This is a genomic window from Pseudomonas sp. PIC25 (genome assembly GCF_002286785.1).
Lineage (GTDB): Bacteria > Pseudomonadota > Gammaproteobacteria > Pseudomonadales > Pseudomonadaceae > Pseudomonas_M.
Map to the genome: position 1 here is coordinate 15963 of NZ_MUJY01000098.1, position 21772 is coordinate 37734.

Annotated in this window: 22 protein-coding genes; 4 read left to right on the plus strand and 18 right to left on the minus strand. The window is 64.7% G+C overall.

All coding sequences use genetic code 11. The annotated features are described in order from the left end of the window. Positions 1 to 3: 3 nt before the first annotated feature. The 14 genes from BZL41_RS11785 to BZL41_RS11850 form a co-directional block, all read right to left on the minus strand. Positions 4 to 762: a class I SAM-dependent methyltransferase gene (locus BZL41_RS11785; protein WP_095599472.1), complete on the minus strand. Its 759-nt coding sequence runs from the start codon at positions 760 to 762 to the stop codon at positions 4 to 6. A 134-nt stretch (positions 763 to 896) separates the two neighbouring features. Further along, positions 897 to 2441: a flagellar hook-associated protein 3 gene (locus tag BZL41_RS11790; RefSeq protein ID WP_095599473.1), complete on the minus strand. Its 1545-nt coding sequence runs from the start codon at positions 2439 to 2441 to the stop codon at positions 897 to 899. A gap of 6 nt (positions 2442 to 2447) precedes the next feature. Next, the gene (flgK, locus tag BZL41_RS11795) at positions 2448 to 4463 is read right to left on the minus strand and encodes a flagellar hook-associated protein FlgK (protein WP_095599474.1); all 2016 of its coding nucleotides are present in this window, start codon (positions 4461 to 4463) and stop codon (positions 2448 to 2450) included. A 7-nt stretch (positions 4464 to 4470) separates the two neighbouring features. Continuing rightward, positions 4471 to 5640, minus strand: coding sequence for a flagellar assembly peptidoglycan hydrolase FlgJ (gene flgJ / locus BZL41_RS11800; protein WP_095599475.1), 1170 nt, complete (start codon positions 5638 to 5640; stop codon positions 4471 to 4473). Between the two features lie 10 nt (positions 5641 to 5650). Further along, positions 5651 to 6790, minus strand: coding sequence for a flagellar basal body P-ring protein FlgI (locus BZL41_RS11805; protein ID WP_256578144.1), 1140 nt, complete (start codon positions 6788 to 6790; stop codon positions 5651 to 5653). 14 nt (positions 6791 to 6804) lie between these two features. After that, positions 6805 to 7497 (minus strand): flagellar basal body L-ring protein FlgH, encoded by a 693-nt coding sequence (gene flgH, locus BZL41_RS11810; RefSeq protein WP_095599520.1) that lies wholly within the window; start codon positions 7495 to 7497, stop codon positions 6805 to 6807. A 96-nt stretch (positions 7498 to 7593) separates the two neighbouring features. Further along, positions 7594 to 8379 carry a flagellar basal-body rod protein FlgG gene (gene flgG / locus BZL41_RS11815; protein ID WP_095599476.1) on the minus strand — a complete coding sequence of 262 codons (786 nt, stop codon included), beginning with the start codon at positions 8377 to 8379 and terminating at the stop codon, positions 7594 to 7596. A 46-nt stretch (positions 8380 to 8425) separates the two neighbouring features. Continuing rightward, positions 8426 to 9166: a flagellar basal body rod protein FlgF gene (locus BZL41_RS11820; RefSeq protein WP_095599477.1), complete on the minus strand. Its 741-nt coding sequence runs from the start codon at positions 9164 to 9166 to the stop codon at positions 8426 to 8428. Between the two features lie 227 nt (positions 9167 to 9393). Continuing rightward, positions 9394 to 10701 carry a flagellar hook protein FlgE gene (flgE, locus tag BZL41_RS11825; RefSeq protein ID WP_095599478.1) on the minus strand — a complete coding sequence of 436 codons (1308 nt, stop codon included), beginning with the start codon at positions 10699 to 10701 and terminating at the stop codon, positions 9394 to 9396. A 30-nt stretch (positions 10702 to 10731) separates the two neighbouring features. Beyond that, positions 10732 to 11415 carry a flagellar hook assembly protein FlgD gene (flgD, locus tag BZL41_RS11830; RefSeq protein WP_095599479.1) on the minus strand — a complete coding sequence of 228 codons (684 nt, stop codon included), beginning with the start codon at positions 11413 to 11415 and terminating at the stop codon, positions 10732 to 10734. Between the two features lie 20 nt (positions 11416 to 11435). Further along, the gene (gene flgC, locus BZL41_RS11835) at positions 11436 to 11885 is read right to left on the minus strand and encodes a flagellar basal body rod protein FlgC (RefSeq protein WP_095599480.1); all 450 of its coding nucleotides are present in this window, start codon (positions 11883 to 11885) and stop codon (positions 11436 to 11438) included. A gap of 14 nt (positions 11886 to 11899) precedes the next feature. Beyond that, positions 11900 to 12307, minus strand: a complete 408-nt coding sequence (flgB, locus tag BZL41_RS11840; RefSeq protein WP_095599481.1) for a flagellar basal body rod protein FlgB — start codon at positions 12305 to 12307, stop codon at positions 11900 to 11902. A 369-nt stretch (positions 12308 to 12676) separates the two neighbouring features. Continuing rightward, positions 12677 to 13504 carry a protein-glutamate O-methyltransferase CheR gene (gene cheR / locus BZL41_RS11845; RefSeq protein ID WP_095599522.1) on the minus strand — a complete coding sequence of 276 codons (828 nt, stop codon included), beginning with the start codon at positions 13502 to 13504 and terminating at the stop codon, positions 12677 to 12679. Positions 13505 to 13547: 43 nt separating this feature from the next. Continuing rightward, complete coding sequence (locus tag BZL41_RS11850; RefSeq protein WP_095599482.1) at positions 13548 to 14480, minus strand: chemotaxis protein CheV; 933 nt, start codon at positions 14478 to 14480, stop codon at positions 13548 to 13550. A 75-nt stretch (positions 14481 to 14555) separates the two neighbouring features. Between BZL41_RS11850 and flgA the strand changes: the two genes are divergently transcribed. From flgA to BZL41_RS11870, 4 genes are all read left to right on the plus strand, one after another. After that, positions 14556 to 15317, plus strand: coding sequence for a flagellar basal body P-ring formation chaperone FlgA (flgA, locus tag BZL41_RS11855; protein ID WP_095599483.1), 762 nt, complete (start codon positions 14556 to 14558; stop codon positions 15315 to 15317). A 137-nt stretch (positions 15318 to 15454) separates the two neighbouring features. Further along, complete coding sequence (flgM, locus tag BZL41_RS11860; protein WP_095599484.1) at positions 15455 to 15787, plus strand: flagellar biosynthesis anti-sigma factor FlgM; 333 nt, start codon at positions 15455 to 15457, stop codon at positions 15785 to 15787. 50 nt (positions 15788 to 15837) lie between these two features. Then, on the plus strand, positions 15838 to 16305 hold the full coding sequence (locus tag BZL41_RS11865; protein WP_095599485.1) for a flagella synthesis protein FlgN: 468 nt from the start codon (positions 15838 to 15840) through the stop codon (positions 16303 to 16305). A 178-nt stretch (positions 16306 to 16483) separates the two neighbouring features. Further along, positions 16484 to 17233, plus strand: coding sequence for a flagellar brake protein (locus BZL41_RS11870; RefSeq protein ID WP_095599486.1), 750 nt, complete (start codon positions 16484 to 16486; stop codon positions 17231 to 17233). A gap of 7 nt (positions 17234 to 17240) precedes the next feature. On the opposite strand, the gene BZL41_RS11875 is transcribed toward BZL41_RS11870, so the two are convergent. The 4 genes from BZL41_RS11875 to BZL41_RS11890 are packed head-to-tail and all read right to left on the minus strand — an operon-like array spanning position 17241 to position 21156. Next, complete coding sequence (locus BZL41_RS11875; protein ID WP_095599487.1) at positions 17241 to 17861, minus strand: TIGR04282 family arsenosugar biosynthesis glycosyltransferase; 621 nt, start codon at positions 17859 to 17861, stop codon at positions 17241 to 17243. Beyond that, entirely contained in the window at positions 17858 to 18553 is a 696-nt protein-coding gene (locus BZL41_RS11880; protein ID WP_095599488.1) for a TIGR04283 family arsenosugar biosynthesis glycosyltransferase, read from the minus strand. Before BZL41_RS11880 ends, BZL41_RS11875 begins: the two co-directional genes overlap by 4 nt. After that, positions 18550 to 19857 (minus strand): MFS transporter, encoded by a 1308-nt coding sequence (locus BZL41_RS11885; protein WP_095599489.1) that lies wholly within the window; start codon positions 19855 to 19857, stop codon positions 18550 to 18552. Before BZL41_RS11885 ends, BZL41_RS11880 begins: the two co-directional genes overlap by 4 nt. Positions 19858 to 19914: 57 nt before the next feature. Next, positions 19915 to 21156, minus strand: coding sequence for a glutamine synthetase family protein (locus tag BZL41_RS11890; RefSeq protein WP_174706162.1), 1242 nt, complete (start codon positions 21154 to 21156; stop codon positions 19915 to 19917). Positions 21157 to 21772 lie beyond the last annotated feature (616 nt).

Sequence of the window (21772 nt, forward strand, 5' to 3'; positions counted from 1 at the left end):
ACATCAACCCTTTTGCAGGATGGTGTAGTACTGGCGCGTCTCGGCACGCTTTTCCAGGTTGTCCGGGAACAGGAACTCGGCGATCCGGACGCTGAAGCGGCCGGGCTCCAGGGCCTGTTCCAGCAACCGGTCGAGTTCGTCGATGGTCCGGTAGATCGCCGAATATTCCTGCCCCAGTTCGTTGGAGTAGAAACGATCCAGGGTGAAGCGCTCGCTCACCCCGACCGGTTCGCGCAGGTAGATGCGTCCGCCCGGCGCGCAGAGGCGCCCGGCGTCGGCCAGGACCTTCACGCAGTCTTCGTCGTTCAGGTAGATCAGCAACCCGGAGATGATCACCAGGTCGTAGGGCGGCGGGACGACCAGGACGTCCGGCTCGATGGCGATGGCGGACATCACCTGGAAGCGCAGGTCGGGCTTGCCGCGCCGCACCGCCTCGGCTTGCGCCTTCTCGATCAGCGAGGCGGCGAAGTCGATGCCCAGGTATTCGGCGCCGGGGGTGTGGTCGTGGAGGAACCAGCCCCAGCGACCGATGCCGCAGCCGATGTCGAGGATGCGGCTGCCGGAAGCCAGGCGCAGTTGCGGCGCCAGCACCCGCTTCTCCGCCTGGTCGCGTTGTTCGACCAGCGCCGGATCGTTGTCTTGGTACATGGTCGTGCTGAGCGCGGAAGCGTATTCCCGCTTTCCGCGCGCATCGAAGAAGGCTTGGGTCGCGCTGTAATCGATATCGATCCGCGCCCCTTTCACTCGGCCCCGGGTGCTCATGGTCTCCCCCGTCGATAGGTACATGCCAGAAGCGCAGCCAAGGATCGGGCCCGCGTCAAGCTTCCGGCGTTACGAGAGGGATAAGCAAAAGGTCAGCCAACCACGGCAAGAGCCCGCCGTGGCGGCCCGGAGCGCTACATCTTGTTGAACAGCGACAGGGAGGAAATCTTTACGTAGCTCTGCTGTGCCGCTTCCAGCACCACGGACTGCAACGACAGCCGCGACAGGGCTTCGGCATAGTCGAGGTCCTGCAGGCCGGACTTGATGCTGGTGTTGATCAGGCTCAGGTCTTCGTTGCTGGTCTGCGTGGAGTCGACCACGTTCAGGCGGGCGCCGATCTCGCCGCGCGCCTTGAGCACCGTGGCCTGGCCGTTGTCCAGGTTGATCAGCGAGGCGGCCACCGCATCGCGCACGTCGAGGCTGCCCTGGGGCGAGTCGGGCGCGCTTTCCAGCACCTTGCGCAAGGCGGCGATGGTGTTGAGGATGCCCTGCTTCTCGCTGGAGTCGCCGCCGCTCATATCGAAGCTGTCGCCGTCGGCCGGCAGGCTGTCGAAACGCAGGCTGAGGCCGAAGGCATCGGCCACCAGCGGCAGGTTGCCGCTCACCGTCTGGGTGGTGCCCGACGGGGTCAGGGTGAGGTCGAAGCTGGACGGCGAGCCACCCACCACGTTGCTCACGCTGATGGTACCGGTGCCGTTGGTCAGGCCTTGCCAGGTGGACAGGTCGCTGATGGCGACGGCGCCCAGGGCGGAGCTGGTGGTTTGCACGGCAACCGCCTGGCGGGTCGGTATGACGGTGAAGCGCTCGCCGGTGGCCTTGGGCGTTTCCGCCGCCTGACCGTCCAGGTAGAAGCTCAGGCCGGCGACGACGATGCGGTCGCCCTCGCCAGGATCGCCGTCCATGCGTCCCTCCAGCAGCGGCGCGGCAGTGCCGTCCCAGGGATGAGCGTAGACGCGGTAGACATCGCGCTCGGCGGTGTCGAACACCACCTCGATGGCGCCGGAGGGGTTGCTCTGCTGGAAGGCGTTGTAGGCGATCTCGTCGGCCACCACCGCCTCGCCGATGCTCAGGGTCGAGCCGGCCACGGTCTGGCTGCTGGTCTGCAGGCGCGCGGCATTGGTGACGTTGTCGAAAATCGCCTTGCCGTTATCGGTGATCGCAATCTGCTGCGATCCGGCAATCTGGATCTTGCGCTGGCCTTCGTCGCCAACGTAGCTGTAGCCGCCGTCGGCGTTGCGGATGAACGGCTGGGTCTTGCCCTGGAAGCCACCGAACAGGTACTCGCCCCGGGCGTTCTTGCTGTTCATCAGGTCGAGCAGCTCTTCCTCGCGCTCCTTCAGCTCGGCGGCGATCGCCTGGCGCTCGTTCATGCCCAGGGCGCCGTTGCCGGCCTGCACGGCCAGTTCGCGGACCCGGTCCATGACCACGCCGACGCTGTTCAGCACGCTTTCTTCCTGGGTCAGGCTGTTCTTCGCCGCCGTCAGGTTTCCGGCGTACTGGCCCAGCGCGGCCTGTTCCTGCTCCAGTTGCAGCAGGCGCACCGCCGCCACCGGGTCGTCCGCCGGGGTGAGGATTTTCTTGCCCGAACTGATCTGTTCCTGGGTCCGGGTGATGTTCGAATAGTTGCGCTGGATGCCGCTGACGCCGTTGTTGAACGCCTGGATGGTCGAGATGCGCATGGCTGCTTACCGGAATGTACTGATCAGGGTATCGAACAAAGATCGCGCAACTTGAATGACCTGGGCCGAAGCGTTGTAGTACTGCTCGAACTGGATCAGCTTGGCCGCCTCTTCGTCCAGGCTCACGCCGGACAGCGAATCGCGGTTGTCCTGGGCCTGCTTGAGCAGCGCGGTGGTCGCTTCGCTGTCGACCCGCGACTGCGCGGTCAGGGTGCCGACCCGCTCGACCAGCTCGCCATAGCCGTCGCTGAACGACGCCCCGGAGTTGGCGATCGGGTTGCCGGCGGTGTCGTAGCTCACGCCCACCACCGCCTTGTTCTGCAGGTCCACCAGCTTCAGGCCGTTGCGGTTGTCCGAGACCCCGCTCTGGTTGTAGGCCAGGGTGAAGGTGTCGCCTGTCGAGGGCACGCCGCTGACGGTGAACTCGTAGCTGTAGGTCTCGTTGCTCACCGGATCGGTGTAGTCCAGGCGCAGGTTGTTGGTCTGCCCGCTGGTCAGGCCGGTGGTCGAGGGCGACACGTAGCTGAGCGTGGCCCCCGCCGGCAGCGTACCGGTCAGGGTGCCGCTGGTGCCGTCGTAGGTCAGGGTCAGGCCGCCGCTGCCGAACAGTCGGTTCAGATCATCGGTGAGGACCGGCGAAGGTCCGCTGTTCAGGCTGGGCTGGCCGATGGTGCCGGTTCCTCGGTTCTGCGTATTGGCTTCCGCCCGCGCCGTCGCGGCGAATGCCAGTTGGTCGGCCTGATCGAGCACTTTCTCGATGCTTGCCGCGCCGCGCCGGGTGGGCATCAGGGTCACGCTGCTGCCGGCCGCCGGCGCAACCGCGAAGCTCACCGAGAAACCCTCGTCGCCGATCACCAGCGGGTCCGCTGCGGTGCCGCTGCCGGTGACCGGGATCACCGCGTTGTCGGAAAGCCGGCGCACGCTGTAGTTGGTGCCGTCATAATCCAGGCGGTAGTCGCTGGTGGTCAGCCGCGAAGTATCGTCGATGCGCACCTCGGCGCCGGTGGGATAGCTGCGCAGGGCCATCAGGTCCGGCGAGTTGATGTCCTTGAACAGGTTGGTGCCGACGTTGCCCTTCAGGTCGATACCCTGGCCGAGCTGCTTGTTGACTTCCTCGCTGACGGACAGCGCCAGACGGCCGAGGGAGTTGAAGGTCGGGTCGAGCACTTCGCTGCGGTAGCGCAGCAGGCCGCCCATCTCGCCGCCGCTGATCTGCGAGGTGATCGACTGGCGCGAGCCGCCGCTGACGAACTCCACCTGCATGCGCAGCGGATCCTGGGGGCTGGGGGTCACGGCCAGGGTGTTGGCCTTGGCGCCCACCACCAGCGGCTGGCCGGTGCCGACGAATACGTTCAGCGAGCCGCCATCCTGCTCCACCACCTGCACCCCGATCAGGGTGGACAACTGGCGCACCACCTCTTCACGGGCGTCGAGCAGGTCGTTGGGCTCCTGGCCGGTGGCCTTCATCGAGCTGATCGCATCGTTGTACTGGGCGACGGAAGTCGCCAGGCGGTTGACCTGGTCGGCGATCGAGCCCATCTGCTTGTTGATGTACTGGTTCTGCTGGTCGATGCGCTCGTAGACGGTGTTGAAGCGCTTGGCCAGGCCCTCGGCCTCGGACAGCACCAGTTGCCGCGCCGGCACGTCGGCGGGCGACTCGACGGAGGTCTGCAGGGCGGCGAAGAACTTCTGCAGCGACGGGCTGATGCCGGTCACAGTGCCGGCCAGCAGCGCATCCATCTGGTCGATCTGGCTCTTGTAGGCAGCCACGTCGCTGGCCACCACGGTGTTATTGCGCACCTGGGCGGTGAGGAACTCGCTGGCCAGGCGGCGCACGTCGTTCACCGTCGCACCCGAACCGATGTAGCCGGCACCGCTGAACTGCGGCACACGGGTGCCCTGGACGGTTTCCTGGCGCGAATAGCCGGCCGTGTTCACGTTACTGATGTTGTGACCGGTGACCGTCAGCGAGGTCTGGCTGGTACGCAGCCCGGACAGACCGATGTTCAGCAAGTCAGCCATGATTCACTCAGCTCCTGGTGACGCCGCCGTCGGCAGCCGCGATGGTCTGGTAGGTCTGCATCTGCCGGGCGATCTGGGAAATCTTGCGGGCATACTGCGGGTCGGTGGCGTAACCGGCACGCTGTAGCTCACGCACGTACTGGTCGGAGTTGTCCGCGGCGCTCAGGGCTTTCTCGTAGCGGCCGTTGCTCTGCAGGAAGCTCACGTAGTCGTTGAAGCTGTGCTCGAAGGAGTCGTAGGCGCGGAACGCCGCGACCTCCTTCACCGGCTTGCCGTTGTAGTACTCGCGGGTCACCACCCGTGCCGACTCGCCGTCCCAGCTGCCATGGGCCTTGATGCCGAACAGGTTGTGGCTGCTGGAGCCGTCCTGCTGGCGGATGATCGACTTGCCCCAGCCGGTTTCCAGCGCGGCCTGGGCCACCAGGTAACGCGGGTCGACGCCGATCTTCGCGGCGGCCTTCTCCGCCATCGGCAGCATGGTGGCGACGAACTCCTCGGGCGAGGCGAACGCCGCTTTGCCGGGTGCCAGCGGCGGCTGGGCCAGGCGGCGGCCGGCGAAGGCATCGCTGCCGTTCACGCTCAGGCTCTTGTCCGCGGGCGCGGCGAATGTCTGGGCCGGGACCCAGTCGGCGCCGGCCAGCGGCTGACCTTCCGCGGCGGTGGCGGACGGCACGATGCCGGCCAGCAGGCGGTCGGTGAGCTTGCCCGGCAGCGCCAGGCGGCGCTGGTTGATCAGCGAAGAATCGTCGCGTTTGTTGTCCACCGCCGGCAGGTTGACGCTCTTGGCCGCCGTGGCAGCCGTCGCGTCGCCGGTCTGGGCGAACGGGTTGGGCCGTGCATCGACCTTCCCGGTCTTCGACAACTGGCGCACCAGCACGTCGGCCAGGCCGATGCCCTGTTCCTTGGACAGGGTCACGGCCAGCTGCTGGTCGTGCATGTCCTGGTAGGTCTTGGTCTCGCTGCTGTTCATGTAGTTGCCCTCGGCGAACACTTCGTTCGCCGAGCGCATGGCTTTGAGCATCTGGTTGAGGAACAGCGACTCGAACTCCTGGGCCACCTTGCGGATGTTGCCCTCGCTGTCACGGTCCTTCCCCACCTTCAACTGATTGAGGCGGTTCAGGTCGGTGTAGGAACCGCTGTCAGGCGTCGAGCCTGGGGCGAAGAGTCGAGTGTCCATAGCCGTTTCCCTATATCACGATGAGGTCGGCCTGGAGGGCGCCGGCTTGCTTGAGCGCCTCGAGGATCGCCATCAGGTCGGACGGCGCGGCGCCCACCTGGTTCACGGCGCGGACGATCTCGTCGAGGGTGGTGCCCGGGCCGAACTTGAACATCGGCTTGGCCTCTTCCTCCGCGTTCACCCGCGAACGCGGTACCACCGCCGTCTCGCCGCCGGAAAGGGCTTCCGGCTGGCTGACGATGGGATCTTCGGTGATGGTCACGGTCAGGCTGCCATGGGTGACGGCGGCCGGCTGCACGCGCACGTTCTGACCAATGACGATGGTCCCGGTGCGCGAGTTGATGATGACCTTGGCCACCGCCTGGCCGGCCTCGATCTCGAGGTTTTCCAGCACCGACAGGTAGTCCACGCGCTGGCTCGGGTCCAGCGGCGCGCTGACGCGCACCGAGCCGCCGTCGAGGGCCTGGGCCACGCCGGGGCCGAGCAACTCGTTGAGCTTGTCGACGATGTTCTTCGCGGTGGTGAAGTCCGGGCGGTTGAGGTTCAGGGTCAGGTAGTTGCCCTGGTCGAAACCGCTCGGCACCGGCCGCTCGACGGTGGCGCCGGAGGGAATGCGCCCGGCCGACGGGACGTTGACGGTGATCCGCGAGCCGTCGGCGCCCGAGGCATCGAAGCCGCCCACCACCAGGTTGCCCTGGGCGATGGCGTAGACGTTGCCGTCGATCCCCTTCAGCGGGGTCATCAGCAGGCTGCCGCCGCGCAGGCTCTTGGCGTTGCCGATGGAGGAAATGGTCACGTCGATGGTCTGGCCCGGCTTGGCGAACGGCGGCAGCTCGGCGTGCACGGACACCGCCGCGACGTTCTTAAGCTGCACGTTGCCGGAACCGGCTGGCACCTTGATGCCGAACTGCGCCAGCATGTTGTTGAAGGTCTGCAGGGTGAACGGGGTTTGCGTGGTCTGGTCGCCACTGCCGTTGAGGCCGACCACCAGGCCGTAGCCGATCAACTGGTTGGAGCGCACGCCCTGGATGCTCGCCAGGTCCTTCAGGCGCTCGGCCTGGGCCGGTACGACGAAGGCCAGCGCCAGCAGCGCCGCGCAGGCCGCCACCGGTTTCCGCAGGAGAGTCGGCAGGAGAGAAAGTCCGCGCATTGTCATACTCCTGCTCAGAACGGCCACATCGGGCTCATGAAGAAGCGGTCCAGCCAGCCGGGCTGACTGGCATCGGCGAAGGCGCCGGTACCGGAATAGGTGATGCGCGCGTCGGCGATGCGGGTCGACGGCACGGTGTTGTCGGTGCCGATGTCGTCGGCACGGACCAGGCCGGCAATGCGCACCAGCTCGTCGCCGGTGTTCAGGGTCATCCACTTCTCGCCGCGCACGGAGAGAATGCCGTTGGGCAGCACTTCGGCCACGGTGACGGTGATCGAACCCTGCAGGCTGTTGCTCTGCGCGGCCTGGCCGGAACCATCGGTCTCGCGGGAGGCGTCGTACTCGGCGCCGAGGCTCATCGAGTTGCCGGTCAGCGGGTTGGCCATGGACACCGCGCCGCCGAGCAACGAGGTCAGGCCGATGTTCGCGCTGCTGTCCTTCTGCAGCTTGGAGTTGGCGTTCTTGCTGGCCTGGGTCCGCTCGTTGAGGGTGATGGTGATGATGTCGCCCACCCGGTAGGCCTTGCGGTCGTCGTAGAGGTTGGTCTCGAAACCGGCCTGGTAGATGGCCCCGTTGTTCTGCGCAGCCGGCAGCGGCGTGCGCGGCAGGACCGGCGCGTAATAGGGGTCATTCGGCTTCGGCGGCGGCGACATGCAGCCAGTCAAGGCGGCACCGAGCAGCGGAAGGAGAATAATCAGCCGGTTCATCACCACGTACCTCACGGTGTTGCGTTGCATAAAGCGGGTAACCCGCCGAAATCCAATGGCCTTGTCAGGCCGGCCGGGCTTCACCCGGCAGGGGCGTTACAGGTTCTGCGAGACGAAGCCCAGCATCTGGTCGGCGGTGGAGATGACCTTGGAGTTCATCTCGTAGGCGCGCTGGGTGGTGATCATGTTCACCAGTTCCTCGACCACGCTGACGTTGGAGTTTTCCAGGGTGTTCTGCAGGGTGGTGCCGAGGCCGTTGAGGCCCGGGGTGCCGACCTGCGGCGCGCCGCTGGAGGCAGTCTCCAGGAACAGGTTGTTGCCGATCGCTTCCAGGCCCGCCGGGTTGATGAAGTCGGCGATCTGGATGTTGCCGAGGATCTGCGGCTGCGGGTTGCCGGTGGTGGTCACCGAGACGGTGCCGTCCTCGCCGACGGTGAAGGTCTTCACTTCGTTCGGCAGGACGATGGCCGGCTCCAGGGCGAACCCCTGGGAGGTGACGATCTGCCCGTCGGAGTTCAGGTGGAAGCTGCCGTCGCGGGTATAGGACACGGTGCCGTCCGGCAGCAGGACCTGGAAGAAGCCGCGGCCGTTGATGGCCATGTCCAGCGGCTGCTCGGTGGTCTGCAGGCTGCCGGCGGTGAAGATCTTCTGGGTGCCGACGATGCGCACACCGGTACCCAGCTGCAAGCCGGAGGGCAACTGGCTGTCCTGGCTGGACTGACCGCCCGGCTGGCGGCGGATCTGGTACAGCAGGTCCTCGAACTCGGCGCGGTCGCGCTTGAAGCCGGTGGTCGAGACGTTGGCCAGGTTGTTGGAAATGGTGGTCAGGTTCATGTCCTGGGCGGACAGACCGGTCTTGCTGACCCACAGTGCCGGAAGCATCGTCATTCTCCTCGGGCGCCGGAAACACGGCGCCTCGTGCTAGTCATCAGCTGATTTGCAAAACACGCGCCATGGCCGAGGAGTTGTCTTCGGCGGTACGCATCATCTTCACTTGCAGTTCGAATTGGCGGGACAGCGACAGGATCGCGGTCATCTCCTCGACAGCATTCACGTTGCTCGCCTCGAGGAAGCCGGAGGTCACCCGCACGTTGGCGTCGGCCTCCGCGGGCTGGCCGCCCTTGACGCGGATCAGGCCGTCGGTGCCCTTCTCCATCTGCTTGAGATCTGGATTGACCAGCTTCAGGCGATCCACCTCGGCCATCACGCTCGGCGCTTCGCCGAGGGCACGGATACTGATGGTCCCGTCCTGGCCGATCTCCACCTTCTGCTCCGGCGGCACGGCAATCGGCCCGGCATTGCCCATCACCGGCAAACCGTTGCCGGTGCGCAGCATGCCGAGGGCATCGATGCGCAGGCTGGCGGTGCGCACATAGGCTTCGCCGCCGTCCGGCGCCTGTACCGCGAGCCAGCCTTCGCCGCTCACCGCCACGTCGAGGTCGCGGCCGGTTTCCTGCAGGGTGCCGGGAGTGAAATCGGTTCCCGGCCGCTCGCTCATGGCGTACACGCGGGACGGATAGCTCTCGCCGAACACCGGCATCGAACGCGCCTGCTCGAAGTCGCGGCGGAATCCGTTGGTGGAAATGTTCGCCAGGTTGTTGGCGTGGGCCCGTTGGGCCAGGGTGTTTTGGCTGGCTCCGGTCATGGAGACGTACAGCATCTTGTCCATGGCAATCGCTCCGAGGGCTTTTTGACGCCCAACGTTTGGTTGCCATGGACAGAGCAAGCGCCGTGCCAATACCGAAATCAATCAATAAGTAATTGATGTTAAAAGAAAAATAAAAAGAAGAAGGCCTCTGGCGAGGCCCATTGAAAGGAGAGACGGCGGAGAACTGCCGCTTGCGGCAAAGGCGTTGCCGCCGGGGTGCCATGCTGGCACTCCGGCGGCCCGGATCATCAACGCAGGTTGATGATGGTCTGGGTGATTGCGCTCTCGGTTTCGATGGTCTTGGCGTTGGCCTGGTAGTTGCGCTGGGCGACGATCAGGTTCACCAACTGGTCCGACAGCTCGACGTTGGAGTCTTCCAGCGCACCGGCCTGCAAGGCGCCCATGGTGCCGGAGCGCGGCGTGCCGATGACCGGCTCGCCGGACTGGAACGACTGCACCCAGGCAGTCTTGCCCACCGGGGTCAGGCCCTGGACGTTGGCGAAGTTGGCCAGGACGATCTGGCCCTGCACCTTGGACTGGCCGTTGGTGTAACGGGCGAAGACCACGCCGGTGTCGTCGATTTCCAGGCCGGACAACTGCCCGGTGGTATAGCCGTCCTGGCTGATGCTGCTGACCGCGAACGCACTGGCGAACTGGGTCGACTGGCGCATGTCCAGGGTGATCCCGCCAGCGTTGGCAGTGGCACCGTTGGCGCTCCAGACCGGCGGTGTCGCGCCGTTGGAAACGGCCGGCACCCAGTTGGTCAGGCTCAGCGTGCCGTCGGCGTTCACCGTGAAATCGGTGGAGTTCAGCGCGGTCAGATCGAGCTGGCCGGAGGAGTTGAAGGTCAGATCCACCGCGTAGGGCGTGGTCGAAGTGGGGTCGTTCGGATTGCGTCCGTCGATCAGCGTATTCATCGACCAAGTGTTGGCGCCGGTCTTGACGAAGTACTGGGTGAGCACATGGGCGTTGCCCTGCGAGTCGTAGATGTTCACCGAGGTCGACGAGTTGTAGGTGGTCGGGTCCGCCGGGTCGAACGGCGTGGTGGCCGGCACCGTGTTGGTGGAGTTCAGGTTGTAGGTCTGGGCAATCTGGGTGGTGGCCTTGGGCGCCTGGCTGCTGGTCTCGATGCGCAGGTCGCTGACCACGCCGTTCTGCAGGTTGCCGTTGGCATCCACCGCGTAGCCCTGCAGGCGATAGCCGAAGTTGTTGACCACGTAGCCTTCGCGGTCGGTGCCGAAGTAACCGGCGCGGGTGTAGCTGACGTCGCCGTTGTTGCTGGTGACGAAGAAGCCGTTGCCGTTGATCGCCAGGTCCAGGGCGTTCTGGGTGTAGTTGATGTTGCCCTGGTTGAACAGTTGCGACACGTTGGACAGCAGCACGCCGCTGCCCTGCGGGTTGGAACCGGTACCCAGCACCGACGCCGCATAGACGTCGGAGAACTCGGCGCGGGACTGCTTGAAGCCGGCGGTGCCCGCGTTGGAAATGTTGTTGCCGGTGACGTTGAGGTCACTGCTCGCCGCGCGCAGACCGCTCAGGCCGATGTTGAACGCCATGGAATGTCTCCTTGCCGGTACTGCCGGCGATTACTGACCGATGACCTGTACTTGGGAAAGTGCGACGCTGCCGAGCCCGGCGAGGTTGAGCATCAGCTCGCCGCCGTTCTGGCCCAGGGTGACGCTGTCGACGTTGGCCGGCAGCATGGTGTAGAGCCCCTTGGTCTCGTTGCCATACATCGCCTGCGCTTCGAACTTGTAGGTGCCGGGCGGCATCAGTTCGCCGCTGCTGTTCTTGCCGTCCCACATGAAGCTGACGTTGCCGGCGGCCTGCTCGCCGAGGTTGACCCGGTTCACCAGGGCACCGCTGCTGTCGTAGACGTTGACGAACACGTTGCTGCTGCTCGCCGGCAGCACCAGGCTGGCCTTGAAGGTCTCGCTGGTGTCCACCACCGCTTTCTCGGTGGGCACGATTACCTTGCGACCGACCAGAGAGGAGGCCTGCAGCGCCTGGGACGATTGGTAGCCGGAGAGGATCGACTCCATGCTGGTATTGAGCTTCTCGACCCCTTCCACGGTGCTGAATTGCGCCAACTGGGCGATGAATTCGCCGTTTTCCTGGGGCTCGAGCGGGTTCTGGTTGTTCAACTGGGCCACCAACAGGTTGAGGAATTCGTTCTTGCCGAGTTCCTTGCTGGACGAGGTGTCATTCTGGATCTGGTACTTGTCCAGAACCGAACTGGTCGAGCCGAGGCTGCTGCTTTCGATGCTCATCGTTTATCCCTCTCCTACGCTCACTGACCGAGGGTCAGCACGCGCTGCATCATCTGCTTGGCGGTGTTCATCATTTCGACGTTGGTCTGGAAGGCACGGCTGGCGGAGATCATGTCCGCCATTTCCTCGACCACGTTGACGTTCGGGTAGTACACGTAGCCGTTGGCATCGGCGGCCGGATGGTTCGGCTCGTAGCGCGGCGTGAGGGTGCTCTGGTCCTCGATCACGCCGAGCACCTGGACGCCGGCGCCGGACTGATCCTGGTCGGCGAACAGCGAACCGCGGTCACCGCCCTCGGCAGCCTGCTGCTGGAACACAGTGGCAAACACCGGATGGCGGGCGCGGTAGGTCTGGTCGATGCTGGACGACACCGTCTCGGCGTTGGCAATGTTGCTGGAGATGGTGTTCAGGCGAGTGCTCTGGGCGCTCATGCCGGTACCGGCGATATGGAAAACACTGCTGAGTGACATGGCATGAACCTCCGTCATTCACCGCGAAGGGCGCTCATCAGCCCTTTGAACTTGCTGTTGAGAAAGGTGAAGCTGGCCTGGAACTGCACGGAGTTTTCCGCGTAGTTGGATTGTTCGAGCTGCAGATCGACGGTGTTCTGGTCGATCGACGGCTGGGTGGGAATGCGATAGCGCAACGCCGGATCGCCCATGGGCACGCCTTCCGCAGCGATGTGCTGGCTGTTGGTCCGGCTCAACCCGAGCGCGCCACCCTTGGCCTTGGCATTCTGCTCGGCGAGCACCGAGGCGAAGTCCAGGTCGCGCGCCTTGTAGTTCGGCGTGTCGGCGTTGGCGATGTTGTTGGCCAGCACCTCGGCACGCTGCGAGCGGAAGCCGAGCGCTTTTTCATGGATGCCGAGGGCGTTGTCGAAGCTGATGCTCATGGTCGGGAACCTTGCCGGTGGGCGTCGTGGTTTTTCCTCGCCAACGAATTAGCAAGGCCCGTGCCATTTTTGTTTTTCTTTTAAAATCAGCTAATTATCTATTTCTAGAAGTGCCTTGCCGGCAAAAGCGGCAAGGGCTTTCCGCCGTGGGAAGGGGAGCGGCAAAGGACGATTGCCGCTTTTGCCGCTGGAAGAACGGCTGAAGAAATATTGTGGGAGCAAACTCATTTGCGATCGGGCTGCTCGACGCCTCACGTGGATGGAGGCGTTCCCACATGCGGGTCGAGCGAGCTTTTTATAGGAGCGAGCTCTGCTCGCGAATCGAACAGCGCCGAAGTTCGCCAGCAGAGCGGGCTCCTAAAAGCGCGGTCACTTCACCTTGTAGATGATCCCCGGACTGCACTGGACCATCTGGTACAGCTCCGGCAGGCCGTTGAGCGCCTCGGAAGCGCCGAGGAACAGGTAGCCGCCGGGCTTCAGGGTCGCGTGGATGCGGGTGAGGATGTCCTTCTTCACCTCGGCGGAGAAGTAGATCAGCACGTTGCGGCAGAACACGATGTCGAACTTGCCGAGGCTGGCATAGCTGTCCAGCAGGTTCAGCGCGCGGAACTCGACGCGGCTTTTGATCGGCGCCTTGACCGCCCAGCGGCCCGGCCCCTTCGGATCGAAATAGCGCTGCAGGCGCTCCTGCGACAGGCCGCGGCCCATCGCCAGGCTGTCGTATTCGCCGGCCTTGCAGGCATTGAGCATGGAGCCGGACAGGTCGGTGGCGACGATCTGCACGCCGGCCCTGAGCTGTCCGAGGTTGCTCCGCTCGAACTCGTCGATGGCCATGGACAGCGAATACGGCTCCTGCCCCGACGAACAGGCCGCCGACCAGATGCGCAGACGCTGGCCGGGACTGGCCTTGATCATTTCAGGCAGAACGCGGCTCTTGAGCACTTCGAACGGATAGGTATCGCGAAACCAGAGGGTTTCGTTGGTGGTCATGGCGTCCACCACCTGCTCGCGCAGTCCGCCGCGGGGCTGCGTCTGGATCCGCTGCACCAGTTCGCCTAGCGTCTTGATGCCGTGCTGCTCCATCAGCTTGTTGAGGCGGCTGGAAACCAGGTACTGCTTGTTGCTCCCCAGCAGAATGCCGCAAGTCTTTTCCAGAAACGTCCGGAACTGCTCGAAATCCAAATTACCTGAAGACACTAATGCCGCCTCGCCGACCATAGAAACGCTGAGGGCCGAGCCCTCAGCCCTCTTCCGTTGATTTGATGCGTTCGATCACCCGCGCGGCCAGATCGTCCGGACGGAACTTGGCGAGGAAATCATCCGCGCCGACCTTTTTCACCATCGCCTGGTTGAACACACCCGACAGCGAAGTATGCAGGAGGATATGCAGTTTCTGCATGCGCGGGTCGCCACGCACTTCGGCCGTGAGGGTATAGCCATCCATTTCAGGCATTTCGATGTCGGAGATCATCATGAGGAACTCCTGTTCCGGCTGACGCCCCTCCTCCACCATCTTGCGCAGGTAGTCCAACGCTTCGCGGCCGTCGTTCAAGGCGACCACGTCTACCCCCACCGTCTGCAGGCAGCGCGCCACCTGTTTGCGCGCCACGGAGGAGTCGTCGACGATCAGCACGCGCTTGGACACCGCCTTGCTCTGGGTTTCGACATCGATGACCCCCTCGGAGATGGCTTCCGACATCGGCGCCACCTCGGCGAGGATCTTCTCCACGTCGATGATCTCCACCAGTTGCTTGTCCACCCGCGTCACTGCCGTCAGGTAGTGCTCGCGACCGGTCCCCTTGGGTGGCGGATGGATCTCCTCCCAGTTCATGTTGACGATGCGCTCGACCGACCGCACCAGGAATCCCTGCACCTTGGTGTTGTATTCGGTGATGATGACGAAGCTGTTCTTCAGATCGTCGAGACCCGACCGGCCCGTGGCCATGGACAGGTCAAGAATGGGAATGGTACCCCCACGGATATTGGCAACCCCGCGCACCACCGGACTGGCCTTGGGCATGATGGTGAGGCGGGGGCATTGCAGCACCTCCTTCACCTTGAACACGTTGATCCCATAGAGCTGCTTGCCGTCCAGACGGAACAGCAGCAGTTCGAGGCGGTTCTGCCCTACCAGTTGAGTACGCTGGTTAACCGAATCCAACACACCGGCCATGCCCAGACTCCTCTCGTTCGACCGGGACGCCTTGCTTAGCGTAGCAGGCGGCACGGCCCTTGCTTTTTACTTGTCATGAACGCAACAACGACGTTTTTCCGACACCAGGTGGCAAAGTATCGCCGGCTGCTCTGTGTTGTACCCGCAATCTGCGGGCTCTGCCACAGCGGCATGACAGCGGCGGCGACGATGACCCTGCCCGATGAGCTTATCGGCACCACCCAGCGCTTTCTTGAGCAGGCGGTGGACGAATACCTGCGCCGCAGCGAAATCCAGGGCCGCCACGAAGTCCAGGTCAATCGACTCGACCCGCGCCTGCGCCTGCCGCTGTGCGACGCGGAACTGGCCGCGTCCCTGGAAAGCCCCGCGCAGCCGCTGGGGCGGGTCACCGTGCGGATTCGCTGCGAAGGCAGCGCGCCCTGGACGGTGTTCGTGCCGGCCCAGGTCCGCCTGTTCCGACAGGTGGTCGTCATCAGTCGACCGCTCAAGCGCGAAAACGTGCTGACGGAGCAGGACCTGTCCCTGGTCGAGCGCGACGTCGGGCTGCTCAACCAGGGCTATCTCACCGATCCCGGCCAGGCCATCGGCAAGAAACTGACGCGCCCCATGCTGCCCGACCAGATTCTGGCGCCCGTTCATCTGCAACAGGCCGAAGTGATCCGCAAGGGCGACCAGGTGGTGATCACCGCGCGTGGCGCCGCCGTGAGCGTGCGCATGCCGGGCGAGGCGCTGTCCGATGGCGCACCGGGCCAGCAGATCCGCGTGAGGAACCAACGTTCCCAGCGGGTGATCAAAGCTCGAGTGGTGGGACCGGGCCAGGTGGAAGTCGCCATGTAGCCCTTCAATCCTGTATCGTGCAGTGTCTGACGATCCCGCAAGAGCGATTTGGCAGCGACGCGAAAAAAAGTCCTAAAGTTTTTCTGGCGATGGCCGAAAAGCTAGGCAAGCGTCCAACATCGTCCGAGGTTTGCATCATGGTCATCGATTTCAACCGGCCCAACAGCGCCGCTACGCCAGCCAACTCGGGGCGTGTCGGCAACACCCAATCCAACCGTGGCGAAGCCGTTTCGGGCAACCCGTCCGCCCCGGCCCCGGCATCCGCCGAAACCACCGCCAAGAGCGGCGAATCCGTGCAGCTCAGCCAGGAAGCCCAGCGCCTGCAGCAAGTGACGGACAATCTGCGCGACCTGCCTGAAGTCGATCAGGAGCGTGTCGCGCGGATCAAGCAGGCCATCGCCGACGGCAGCTATCAGGTCGATAGCAAGCGCGTCGCCAGCAAGCTGCTCGACTTCGAATCCCAGCGCTAGTCCGACGGGCTGCGCTGGCGGTGTAGGACGCCCACTCCCCAGAGCCCACCATGCACGACACGACCCTGCTTCAGCTATTCACCGACGATATCGGCCAGGCCGAACGCCTGCTTGAGCTGATCGACGAAGAATTCCAGGCACTCAACGACCGCGACCTGCCCCGCCTGGAAGGCATCCTGGCGGCCAAGCAGCCCTTGCTGGCGCAGCTCGACCAGCATGGTGCACAGCGCAGCCAACTGCTCGCCAGCCAGCAACTGAGTGCCGACAAGGCCGGTCTGCAGGCATTGGCGGCACGCTCGCCGCAAGGCCCGGAACTGCTCGAACACGCCGACCGCCTGGGCGAGCTGCTGGAACGCTGCCAAGCCGCGAACCTGCGCAACGGCCGCCTGATCCGCGCCAACCAGGCCTCGGTGGGCAAGCTGCTCGGCATCCTCCGCGGCGGCGATACACCTAGCCTTTACGACAGCCGCGGCAGCGCCGCGAGAACCGGACAACAGCGACCACTCAGCCAGGCCTGAACCGCCCGGCAAAAAGCACAGGGACAAGCAGGCACAATGCCATTATTCTAAAGGGAATATCAGGAAAGCCCTCGCCAGGGCGAGGCGGACGCGGGACAATCCAGCGACGACCCGCCCGATGCGGACAAGGCACTTTCCACGGCCTGGTGCGTAGTGACAGTTTGGAGACTAGTGGACCGTGTCCAACCCATTCATCCAAGAAGAAGGACCGCAACCACCCAAGGTGCTCAAGGCGCCCTTGGAAGTGTTCGCCAACCTTCGCCAGTTGCAACAGAACCACGATCCCCTGGTCATCACCTTTCGCGACCGTAACCAGCGGTTCCAGAGCTATCTGGTCGAGATCGACCGCGAGCGCGGCCTGCTGGCCCTGGATGAGATGATTCCGAACGACGGCGAGCGCTTCCTGAAAGCCGGCGAGGCCTTCGCCATCGAAGGCTTCCACGAAGGCGTGCGGATCGCCTGGGAATGCACCCGCCCGGTCCAGATCGGCGAACTGGAAGGCGCCCGCTGCTACTGGACCGCCCTCCCCGGCGAAGTCACCTACCACCAGCGCCGCAATGCCTACCGCGCCTCGCTCAAGCAGACCCAACTGGTCAACATCCAACTGGCCGGCGACAAACTGAGCACACCGATCAGGGGCCAGTTGCTGGACATCTCGGCCACCGGCTGCAAGGTACGCTTCCCCGACAATCTCACCAGCCGCCTGCAAGCCGGCCAAGTCTACGAGCGCTTCACCGCGGAATTGCCGTTCGGCGCCATGACCACGCCGGTGGAATTGCGTCATCTGTATTTCGAGGAAAAGCTCGGCATGAGCTTCGCCGGCCTGCGCTTCTATCGGATGAGCGGCCTGGAGCAGCGCCAGGTCGAGCGCTTCGTCTACCAGTTGCAGCGCGAAGCCCGTCGCTTCGAGAAAGACGACCCGTTCTGAGTCGGGCTCAATGCATTCCCAGCCGGATTCCCAGGCTGGCCAGGCGCGGAAGGTCCTCGGGGCGGTCCACATCCCATAGCACCGGCAGCAACCCGTAGGCCCAACCCAGTTGATGCAGACGCTCGCAGGTCAAGGCCAGGAGGCGGTCGCTGCCCCAGGGCAAGGATTCGAACAGCAGCGGATCGATCCGGCGCAAGCCCAACAGCACGTAACCGCCATCCTCCGCCGGCCCCAACACCACCTCCTGCTCGCGCAGCGCCTCGCAGGCCGCCGCCAGGTAGTCGCCGTCGAGCGCCGGGCAATCGTTGCCGATCAACACCACCCCTTCGCTTTCCGCCAGCCCCAGCGCAGCAATGCGCCGCATGCGTTCGCCGAGATCGCCGGCAGGTTGTTCCATCACCGTCCAGCCATGCGCTTCGGCGAGCTCGACGAGCGAGTCGTCCGGGCCATCATCGAGCCAGAAAAAGCGTTCACTGAAGGTATCCGCGGGGAGTTCCAACGCCCGTTCGACCAGCAGGCGCTGCAGATCGCAGGCTCCCTCGTCGCCCAGGGCTGGTATCAGACGGGTCTTGACCCTGCCGGGCTCCGGGGTACGTGCCAGCAGGTGCAGCGAGATGGACTGAGTCATGACCGCGGTCCTCCGTAATACCGTTGCGCCAGCCGTTCCGGACTGACGCCGAAGTAATAGGAAAGGCGCAAACGCCACATCAACCACACGGTACGCCAGATTCCGCGCTGTTCCCAGCGGCGGCTGGAAGTGACCAGCGGAGGCCGCAGGCAACGTGGAGGCGCCAGCCGCTTGAGCCGCCGGCACAGCTCCAGGTCTTCCATCAGCGGCATGTCGGCATAGCCACCCAACTCCACGAACAGATCGCGGGAGATGAAGATGCCCTGGTCGCCACTGGCTATACCGGTCAACCGCGAGCGTAGGCTGATCATGCTGCCGATCAATCGTAGCGAAGGGCCATTACCGGAAAGGTGCACATCGAAGCGTCCCCAGGCGGGCTGGACGGCGAGGACATCCAGCAGACACCGCCAGGACGTCGCCGGCACTCGCGTATCGGCATGCAGGAACCAGAGATAGCGCCCCGAGGCGACACGGGCCCCGGCATTCATCTGCCGCGCCCGCCCCGGCTCGCTGTGGAGCACCCGGTCGACGCCCGCCTCTGCCAGTTGCGGCGTGCCATCGCGGCTGCCGCCGTCCACCAGGATCAGTTCCGCGCCCATCGCCCGCAACGGCACCAAATCCTCCAGCAGTAGCGGCAAGGCCTGTGCCTCGTCGCGTGCCGGGATGACGACGCTGAGCGGCGGCGCGCTCATCGCGGCGCGTCAGGTTCCGCCGCGGGCGGCTCCTGCGGCTCGGGAGCGCTCTGCATCTGCTCCTGCACCACCTGTTCGTCCACCCGCGGGTCGAGGGCCGCCACCAGCGGCGAGCTGGCGATGTCCGGCATGGGGATGTGATGCAACGGTGCATCCTCCACCTGATGCTGGTGGGTGACCTTGTCGGGACGAATGCGCCAGACCAGGATCAACGCGCAGAAGCTGAAGAACGCATAGAGCATGTTGGCGCCGAAGTACTTCATCAGCACCCCGGCCAGCAGCGGGCCGATACTCGCCCCCACGCCGAAGGTGACCAGCAGCATGGCGGTCAGCGACACCCGCCGCTCGCCTTCGACGTGGTCGTTGGAGAAGGCCACCGCCAACGGATACAGGCTGAACTGCAACAGACTCACCAGGAAACCCATGGGCAGTAACAGCAGCAGGGCCACCGAGGGCATGATCGCCAGCGGCAGTGCAATCAGCGTCAGCAACAGCGCGCAGCCGCGAATCAGCACGGCGCGGTCGCTGCGGTCCGACAACCAGCCCAGCGGCCATTGCACCACTAGGCCGGCGAGAATGCAGGCGCCCATGAACAGACCGACCTGCTCCGTCGACAGCCCCTGGCGGGTGGCATAGAGCGGCGCGAGACCGTAGAAGGCGCCAATCAGCAGGCCGGAGACCAGAGTGGTGGTCAGCGATTGCGGCACCCGCTGGAGGAAGAAACGCGGCTCGAGCGGCGCGGGATGCAGCGGCGCGGGGTGAATCTTGCGGGTCACCGCCACCGGCACCAAGCACAGGGCGAAGCACAGCGCCACCAGCATCAGCAATTCCAGCCCGAGGGTCGGGTGGACCACCAGCACCAACTGGCCGAGGATCAGCCCCAGGTACGACGCCGTCATGTAACCGGCGAACACCTGGCCACGCTGGCTGGCCGCGGCCTGCTCGTTCAGCCAGCTCTCTATCACCATGTACTGGCACATCATGCCGAGGCCGACCAACATGCGCAGGAACAGCCAAGCCGGCAGCCAGTCGATCAGGCCATGGCCGAGCACCGCTGCCGTCACCGCGCCGGCGCAGGCGACGTAGGCGCGGATATGCCCGACCCGGGCGATCAACCGGTGGCCCTGCTTGCCGCCGAGCACCAGGCCGATGTAGTTGGCGGCCATCAACGCACCGACCCAGAGGCCGTCCACCTTGTCCGCCGCCAGACGCAACGCCAGGTAGGTACTCAACAGGCCGGAGCCGAGCAGCATCAACAGGGTGGCGAAATACAACGCCCGAAAGGACTTCCAGATTCTGCGCATCGACTTCCGAGCGGCTCCTTGAGGTGGGCCGGGCCGCCCTTGCGGCCCGGTGGGAGGTCACGCCTGCGCAGCGAGTATTCGGCGCTCCCAGGGCGTGATTTCTTCGAGGAAGCTGGTGAGCTCCATCGTCTTGCTGGCAATGTAGCCTTCGATGAACTCCGCATCGAACAGTTCCCGCGCCAGCCGGCTGCGCTTCAGACGCTCCAGGGCCGCATGCAGGGTACAGGGCAGGCGCAATTCATCCGGGGTTTCGAACTCGCCCTGGATCGGCTCGCTCGGCTCCAGTTCGCGTTCCAGCCCATACAGGCCCGCCGCCAGGCTGGCGGCGATGGCCAGGTACGGATTGGCATCGGCCCCCGGCAATCGGTTCTCCACCCGCCGCGCCACCGGCGAGCTGGCCGGGATACGCAGGCCGGCCGCGCGGTTATCGTGAGACCAGCAGGCGTTGTTCGGCGAAGCGTAAGGATGGCACAAACGCTGGTAGGAATTGACGTTCGGCGCGAACAACAGGGTGAAATCCCCCAGTGCTGCCTGCTGGCCGCCGATGAAATGGCGGAATGCCGGGGTCGGCGCGCCCTGCTCGTCGCTGAAGATATTCCGGCCGCTACCCTGCTCCACCACGCTCTGGTGGATGTGCATCGAGCTGCCCGGCGTCTTCGGCAGCGGCTTGGCCATGCACACCACGGTCAGGCCGTGCTTGAGCGCCACTTCCTTGAGCAGGTGCTTGAACAGGAATGTCTGGTCGGCGAGCAACAAGGCATCGCCGTGCAACAGGTTAATCTCGAACTGGCTGACGCCCATTTCGTGCATGAAGGTGTCGCGCGGCAGACCGAGCGCCGCCATGCAGGCATACACCTCCTCGAAGAACGGCCGCAGCCCGTTGTTCGACGACACGCTGAAAGCCGAGAAGCCCGCCTCGCGCCGGCCATCCAGGCCAACCGGAGGCTGGAACGGCTGGTGCGGATCGTTGTTGGGCGCGAAGACGAAGAATTCCAGCTCGGTGGCCACCACCGGCTGCCAGCCGTGCTCGGCGTAGCGCGCCAGCACGCGCTTGAGCAAGGCGCGGGTGGAAAGACCGCAGTCGCGTCCGTCCAGCTCCTCGGCATCGCAGATCGCCAATGCACGGGGCCGCTCGCCCCACGGCAGGCGATGAATCTGCCGGGCATCGGCGCACAGCGCCACGTCGCCGTCGTCGCTACCGTAGAAGCGCGCCGGCGGATAGCCGCCCATGATGCATTGCAGCAACACCCCCCTGGCCAGTTGCAGACGCCGCCCTTCGAGGAAGCCCTCGGCGGTCATCACCTTTCCACGCGGCACCCCGTTCAGGTCGGGAGTGACACATTCGATCTCTTCGATGCCGGCCAGGCGCTCAGCGAGTGGACTACGGCCGTTGCTGCTCATGACTGCTTATCCTTGTTGTGCCAGAAGCCGCGTTGCGGCGGTGTGCACAAAATACTCATCAGGCGTTCAAGATATCAAGCACAGCGGTATAGGTTCCGTTTTCAACGTGCACGAAAATCCTGAGCCAAACCGATTATTGAGTTCAGTAGACACTTCTTGTTTCGCCCCCCGGCGAGTTACTTCTGGCAGTCGCCCCAGAAGGTAACCAAGAGGGCTTGCCCCGGCATCCGGGTCTCGCTGCGCTCGACTCCCCTCCCTCCATCGTCGTTCCGGGGGCCGGCGCGAGGGGCCGTCCCTGGCCAATCGCGCCTCTCGCGGCATCCATGCCGCTCGTCCCCCTACACGACGATTCCGCTCGGCCTCCTGACGGGGCGTCGGAGTTGGTCCTACCTCTTCTACAAATCCTCAGCCAATGGCAAAGCATCAGGATCACTTCACTGCACCGGGCAGCACGAATCTCCCCTCTCCACTTCAGGAGAGAGGGGCCGGGGAGAGGGATGCCACGCGCACGGTA

Bases quoted from the DNA above. Each gene is read 5' to 3' on its own strand.
- flgE (WP_095599478.1), bottom strand. From the start codon at position 10,701: ATGGCGTTCAACATCGGCCTGAGCGGTCTGCGCGCGGCGAGCAGTGAC.
- flgM (WP_095599484.1), top strand. From the start codon at position 15,455: ATGGTCATCGATTTCAACCGGCCCAACAGCGCCGCTACGCCAGCCAAC.
- flgK (WP_095599474.1), bottom strand. From the start codon at position 4,463: ATGGCTGACTTGCTGAACATCGGTCTGTCCGGGCTGCGTACCAGCCAG.
- flgD (WP_095599479.1), bottom strand. From the start codon at position 11,415: ATGAGCATCGAAAGCAGCAGCCTCGGCTCGACCAGTTCGGTTCTGGAC.
- BZL41_RS11890 (WP_174706162.1), bottom strand. From the start codon at position 21,156: ATGACCGCCGAGGGCTTCCTCGAAGGGCGGCGTCTGCAACTGGCCAGG.
- BZL41_RS11885 (WP_095599489.1), bottom strand. From the start codon at position 19,857: ATGCGCAGAATCTGGAAGTCCTTTCGGGCGTTGTATTTCGCCACCCTG.
- BZL41_RS11875 (WP_095599487.1), bottom strand. From the start codon at position 17,861: ATGACTCAGTCCATCTCGCTGCACCTGCTGGCACGTACCCCGGAGCCC.
- BZL41_RS11785 (WP_095599472.1), bottom strand. From the start codon at position 762: ATGAGCACCCGGGGCCGAGTGAAAGGGGCGCGGATCGATATCGATTAC.
- flgG (WP_095599476.1), bottom strand. From the start codon at position 8,379: ATGCTTCCGGCACTGTGGGTCAGCAAGACCGGTCTGTCCGCCCAGGAC.
- BZL41_RS11820 (WP_095599477.1), bottom strand. From the start codon at position 9,166: ATGGACAAGATGCTGTACGTCTCCATGACCGGAGCCAGCCAAAACACC.
- flgC (WP_095599480.1), bottom strand. From the start codon at position 11,885: ATGTCACTCAGCAGTGTTTTCCATATCGCCGGTACCGGCATGAGCGCC.
- BZL41_RS11850 (WP_095599482.1), bottom strand. From the start codon at position 14,480: ATGGCCGGTGTGTTGGATTCGGTTAACCAGCGTACTCAACTGGTAGGG.
- flgH (WP_095599520.1), bottom strand. From the start codon at position 7,497: ATGAACCGGCTGATTATTCTCCTTCCGCTGCTCGGTGCCGCCTTGACT.
- flgJ (WP_095599475.1), bottom strand. From the start codon at position 5,640: ATGGACACTCGACTCTTCGCCCCAGGCTCGACGCCTGACAGCGGTTCC.
- flgA (WP_095599483.1), top strand. From the start codon at position 14,556: ATGAACGCAACAACGACGTTTTTCCGACACCAGGTGGCAAAGTATCGC.
- BZL41_RS11790 (WP_095599473.1), bottom strand. From the start codon at position 2,441: ATGCGCATCTCGACCATCCAGGCGTTCAACAACGGCGTCAGCGGCATC.
- flgB (WP_095599481.1), bottom strand. From the start codon at position 12,307: ATGAGCATCAGCTTCGACAACGCCCTCGGCATCCATGAAAAAGCGCTC.
- BZL41_RS11880 (WP_095599488.1), bottom strand. From the start codon at position 18,553: ATGAGCGCGCCGCCGCTCAGCGTCGTCATCCCGGCACGCGACGAGGCA.
- BZL41_RS11865 (WP_095599485.1), top strand. From the start codon at position 15,838: ATGCACGACACGACCCTGCTTCAGCTATTCACCGACGATATCGGCCAG.
- BZL41_RS11805 (WP_256578144.1), bottom strand. From the start codon at position 6,790: ATGCGCGGACTTTCTCTCCTGCCGACTCTCCTGCGGAAACCGGTGGCG.